Below are 5,063 nucleotides of genomic sequence, written 5' to 3'. Positions count from 1 at the left end.
TCGGCAGGCTTACGCGGCCCCATCAGGGGCCACGGTCCTGCCTCACCCCGGAGGGCGGGCGGCTCAGCCGGTGGCTTCGGGCCACCGGCCCGATGTGGCAACGGTGCCGCATGACCTCGGCGATGGCCTCGGCCAATTTCGGGCCGGGTCAGAAAGCGTATGGCGTTTTCCCGGCCCTGTGGGGGCGGTGCGGCAAGGCCGGTTCTGCGTTTGATGTCAGAGGTCAGTGCCTGCCCCGGCGGGTGCGAAGCGCCCGCCAGTGGCGGGGCGGGCGGCTCAGCCGGTGGCTTCGGGCCCACGGCCCGATGTGGAGAGGTTTCAACATGACCTCGGCGATGGCCTCGGCCATTGGGCGGGCCGGGTCAGAAAGCGTATGGCGTTTTCCCGGCCCTGTGGAGCGGTGCAGCGTTTGATGGCCTCGGCCATTGGGGGCAGTTACTCCTCGCCGCCCGCGGCTTTCAGCAGGCGTTCGGCCTTTTTGCGCACCAGCACGCTGCGCAGGTCGTGCATGGCGAGGAGGAGATCGTCGGTCACCTCCTCCAGTTGCTCGGGCGTGGCGCGGCTTTGCACCCATTGCGTCGTGGTGTTCAGGTAATCGACGGCGCGGTGGATGTCGTCCATGTCGCGCGCGGCCAGCAGGGCCACGCGCCGCGCCGCCCAGTCGCGGATCAGCGCCAGCTCCTCGGGCGTCAGCGCGCGGTCGCCATGCGGCTTGATATTGCCGTTCTTCACATTGACCGTGGCGATCTCTTCCATGTCGATGCGGCGCTGGCGGTTCTCGGTATCGACCTTGAACACCACGGCGCCATTCTCGCGGATGCGGAAGTAGTAATCGGGCAGATCACCGGCCATGGGCCTCTCCCTCTCAGTGCAGACCGTCGCAGAAGGCCTTGATGCGGGTGCAGGCCTCGCGCAGGGCCTCGTCCGAGGTGGCATAGCTCACGCGGAAATTGGGCGAGAGGCCAAAGGCCGCGCCAAAGACCACGGCGACGCCGGTTTCCTCCAGCAGGGCGGTGGCAAAGGCCTCGTCATCGGCGATCACTGCGCCCCCGGCCGAGGTCTTGCCGATGCAGCCGGAAATATCGGGATAGACGTAGAAGGCGCCTTCGGGCGTCGGGCAGGTGAGGCCGGGGCAGGTGTTCAGCATCGAAACCACCAGATCGCGGCGGCGCTGGAACAGGGCCTTGTTGGCGGTCAGGAATTCTTGCGGGCCGGTGAGCCCCTCCAGCGCGGCATATTGGCTGACCGAACAGGGGTTCGAGGTCGATTGCGACTGGATGGTGCCCATGGCCTTGATCAGAGGCACCGGCCCCCCGGCATAGCCGATGCGCCAGCCGGTCATGGCATAGGATTTCGACACGCCATTGGTGGTCAGCGTGCGGTCATAAAGCCGCGGCTCCACCTGCGCAGGCGTGCAGAATTTGAAATCGTCAAAGACCAGATGCTCATACATGTCATCCGACAGGATCCAGACCTGCGGATGGCGCAGCAGCACATCGGTGAGGGCCTTCAGCTCCTCCCAGGTATAGCCCGCGCCGGTCGGGTTCGAGGGGCTGTTGAAGATGAACCACTTGGTGCGCGGCGTGATCGCGGCCTCCAGCTGATCGGGCGTGATCTTGAAGCGGTTCTCCAGCGTGCCGATCACCGGCACCGGCGTGCCGCCCGCCAGCACCACCATATCAGGATAGCTGACCCAATAGGGCGCCGGAATGATGACCTCATCGCCCGGATTGCAGGTGGCCATCAGCGCATTATAGAGGATCTGCTTGCCGCCGGTGCCCACGGTGATCTGGTTGGGCGCATAGGTCAGGCCGTTTTCCTTGAGGAATTTCGCGCAGATCGCCTTTTTCAGCTCGGGGATGCCATCGACGGCGGTGTATTTGGTCTTACCCTCATCAATCGCGCGCTTGGCGGCATCCTTGATGTTCTGCGGCGTGTCGAAATCCGGCTCGCCGGCGCCAAGGCCGATCACATCGCGCCCCGCCGCCTTCAGCTCCTGCGCCTTGGTGGTGACCGCGATGGTCGGCGAGGGTTTGACACGGGCAAGCGTATCGGACAGGAAGGCCATGGAACACTCCGGCAGATGTTTGCAATGTCTTAGGCCGGGCCGGGTGAGGGGGCAACCATGGAAACGCAGGAAGCACGGCTGAAACGCATGCGGATGCGCAGCTGGCGGCGGGGCACCAAGGAGATGGACCTGGTGCTGGGCCCCTTTGCCGATGCGCGGCTGGCGGGGCTGAGCGAGGCCGAGCTGCTGACCTATGACACGATCCTGAACGAAAACGATCAGGATCTGCTGCCCTGGGTGCTGGGGCAGGTGCCGGCGCCAGAGCCGCTGGCCCCGCTGCTGGCCGAGATCGCCGGTTTCGCCCGGGCGCGGCTGGCGCGGGGCTGAGCGCCCGGCAGGGCCCAAGCCCGTGACACGAGTTGCATAAAATTGCAGCGATCTGCGGCTGCAATTTACCGGATGTTTTCTATTTGAGCCGAATCTGCCGTGAACGGATCGAACGGTGGAGTAAGGTATGACGGTTCACCAACAGGTGCTGGATGGCGCGCTGAAGGCGTTCATGCTGGGCTATCTGGAAAACCTTGCGCTGATCGAGCGGCTGCATCGGCTGCTGCTCGATGTGGTGAAGGACGAGTTTGAGCGGCTCGGCATTCTGGAAATCAACCCGGTGCAGGCGCTTTTGTTGTTCAATATCGGCGAGAACGAGGTGACGGCGGGCGAGCTGAAAAGCCGCGGCTATTATCAGGGCAGCAATGTCAGCTATAACCTGAAAAAGCTGGTGGAGCTGGGCTATATGCATCACCAGCGGTCCGAGATCGACCGGCGCTCGGTGCGGGTGCGGCTGACCGAAAAGGGCCGCAAGGTGCGCGGGCTGATCGCCGATCTGTTCACCCGCCATGCCGAGGGGCTGGAAAAGCGCGGCGTCGTCAATGCGGCGGGGATGGAGGATGTGAACCAGACCCTGAAGCGGATGGAGCGCTATTGGTCGGAACAGATTCGCTACATCTATTGATCCAGGCTCAGCGCCAGAGCCGGGCATGGCTGGCCAGCGCGCCTTGTGCCTTGGCGAGCAGGCGGTTGGCCAGGCTGCGCCGCGGTGGCGTGCCGCTGGCGAGCCGGTCGAGGATGACCTCGGGCGGGCAGGGGCGGCGGCTTTCGGGGTCGAAATAGCGCGGATAGGCGATGAGCGCGGCATGGGCCAGTTGCGCCAGCGTCACCCGGGGCAGCGGGTGACCATCGGGCGCGCGCTGGCGGCGGATCGGCACGGGGGCAGGGTGCCATGCGCCAAGGCTATCGGGGCCAAGGTCACCGGGGCCAAGATCACCGGGGACAAGATCGCCGGTGCCGCGGCCATCGGTGCCACGGCCATCGGGGCCGAGATTGCTGGCCCGCAGATCGGCGGGGCTCAGATCATGTGTCAGGCCCCAACCGGCATAGAAGGGCGCGCCAAGGCAGGTGACCGGCTTGCCGCGCAGCAGCGCCTCGAAGCCGAGCGTGGAGGTCAGGGTCCAGACCTGATCGGCATGGTCGATCAGCGTGATCGGGTCGGAATGTGGGGCGATGACATCGGCCAGACCGTCCAGCGCGGCGGCGGGCAGCGCGCCGGGGCGCAGGCCCGCTTCGACATCCGGGTGCGGCTTGTAGAGGATCAGCGCCTGCGGGTTGGCGGCGCGGGTGGCCTGCAACAGGCCCAGATTGCTGCGGATGGCCCCGCAGCCCAGACGGATCGAGGCATCATCCTCCACCTGACCGGGCACCAGAATCACCGCGCGTCCGTCGCGTGGCGGCAGATCGGTGGCGGCATCGAGATTGTATTTCGACAGGCGCAGCGCGGTCACGCGGGCGATCAGCGCCTCGGCCCGCGCCGCACCGCCGGGGGGCAGCGGCGCGCGGATCAGGCTTTCCAACCGGCTGGGGCGGGTCGGGTCGTAATAGATGCCCAGATCATCGGTCACGAGGCTGAGTGGCGCCACCAGATCGGCGCCCAGCCCGCGCGAGCGCAGAAAACCATCCTCCACCCGCAGGACCGGCACGGGGGGCGCAAAGCCCTCGGGCTCGCGCCCGGCCCAGATCAGCAGGGATTGGCCGCGTTTCTCGGCCAGACGGGCGGCTTTCTCGGGCGGATCGGCGAAGGTCAGGCGCGTCTCGCGGCCAAAGAAGGCCTGCAAGGGGCCGCGCTTCCACAGCCGCATGCCGGTGGCGACATGGCCCGGACGGTCGGCGCGGAAGGCGCGGGTCTCGGCCTCCAGCTGATCCAGCGCTTCCTCGAAGCTGCACAGCCGGTCGCGGCAGGGGTCATACCAGACCGGCGCAAGGATCATCGCGGCGGCGAAAAGCTGCGCCGGTGTCAGCTTGCGGCCCCGGCGTGGGGGCGGCTGGCGGTCGGCCGTCAGGCCCCAGCCGGCATAGAAGGGCTGGCCGAACACCTGCGGGCGGTGCCCGGCCAGAATGGCCTCGAACCCCAGTTGCGAGGTGACGGTATAGACCGCGATGGCCCCATCGAGCAGGTCATGCGGCGAGCAGGGATCGCTGAACAGCGCGGTCCGGGCGTCGCAATCGGCAGGGCCGTAATGGCCGGGGCGATGGCCTGCCTGCGTCTCGGGATGGGTCTTGATCAGGATGCGGGCGGCGGGATGATCAAGCCTTGCGGCCAGCAGCATCTCGGCGAATGTGGTGTCGGAGGCGCCGCCATGGCGGATCGAGGCATCGCCGCGCGTCTGATCCACCACCAGCACATAGCCTGCGGGCGGGGCCGGGTGCGTGGGGTCAAAATTGTTGTATTTTGATAAATGCGCGGCGCGGATACGGCCCATACCTTCGCGGGCGCGGCGCAGAAGGTTCGAATCGTCCAAGGGATGCGTGGCGAGCAGCCGCTCCAGCCGCGAGGGGGCGGCGGCGTCGAAATGCACGCCCAGATCGTCGATCAGCAGGCCCAGCGGCGGCTCGCCCGAGCGGCCGGGGCGGATCGAGCGCAGGAAGGCATCCTCCAGCCGGATCAGCGGCAGGCCGCGCGCCTCGGCCACGGCCTCGCCGCGCAGGGCATGGGGGCTGCGGC

General features: G+C 67.1%; 5 protein-coding genes. 2 read left to right on the top strand and 3 right to left on the bottom strand.

Annotated features, from left to right (window positions below; genetic code table 11):
* Positions 1 to 435: 435 nt before the first annotated feature.
* Positions 436 to 852: a hypothetical protein gene (locus JNN06_RS10435; protein ID WP_291239529.1), complete on the bottom strand. Its 417-nt coding sequence runs from the start codon at positions 850 to 852 to the stop codon at positions 436 to 438.
* A gap of 13 nt (positions 853 to 865) precedes the next feature.
* Positions 866 to 2,068 carry a pyridoxal phosphate-dependent aminotransferase gene (locus JNN06_RS10430; RefSeq protein ID WP_291239528.1) on the bottom strand — a complete coding sequence of 401 codons (1,203 nt, stop codon included), beginning with the start codon at positions 2,066 to 2,068 and terminating at the stop codon, positions 866 to 868.
* Positions 2,069 to 2,125: 57 nt separating this feature from the next.
* Between JNN06_RS10430 and JNN06_RS10425 the strand changes: the two genes are divergently transcribed.
* The gene (locus JNN06_RS10425) at positions 2,126 to 2,395 is read left to right on the top strand and encodes a succinate dehydrogenase assembly factor 2 (RefSeq protein WP_291239527.1); all 270 of its coding nucleotides are present in this window, start codon (positions 2,126 to 2,128) and stop codon (positions 2,393 to 2,395) included.
* Positions 2,396 to 2,522: 127 nt separating this feature from the next.
* A complete protein-coding gene (locus JNN06_RS10420) occupies positions 2,523 to 3,020 on the top strand; it encodes a winged helix DNA-binding protein (protein ID WP_291239526.1) in 498 nt (165 codons plus the stop codon).
* A gap of 7 nt (positions 3,021 to 3,027) precedes the next feature.
* Here the strand turns inward: JNN06_RS10420 and JNN06_RS10415 are convergent.
* Positions 3,028 to 5,063, bottom strand: a 2,036-nt coding sequence (locus JNN06_RS10415) for a capsular polysaccharide biosynthesis protein (protein ID WP_291239525.1), incomplete at its 5' end; no start/stop codon positions are given.

It is taken from the genome of Gemmobacter sp. (assembly GCF_016792925.1).
Lineage (GTDB): Bacteria > Pseudomonadota > Alphaproteobacteria > Rhodobacterales > Rhodobacteraceae > Gemmobacter.
Note: the sequence above shows the minus strand (reverse complement) of the source record. Positions and strands in the feature narration are given on the sequence as shown.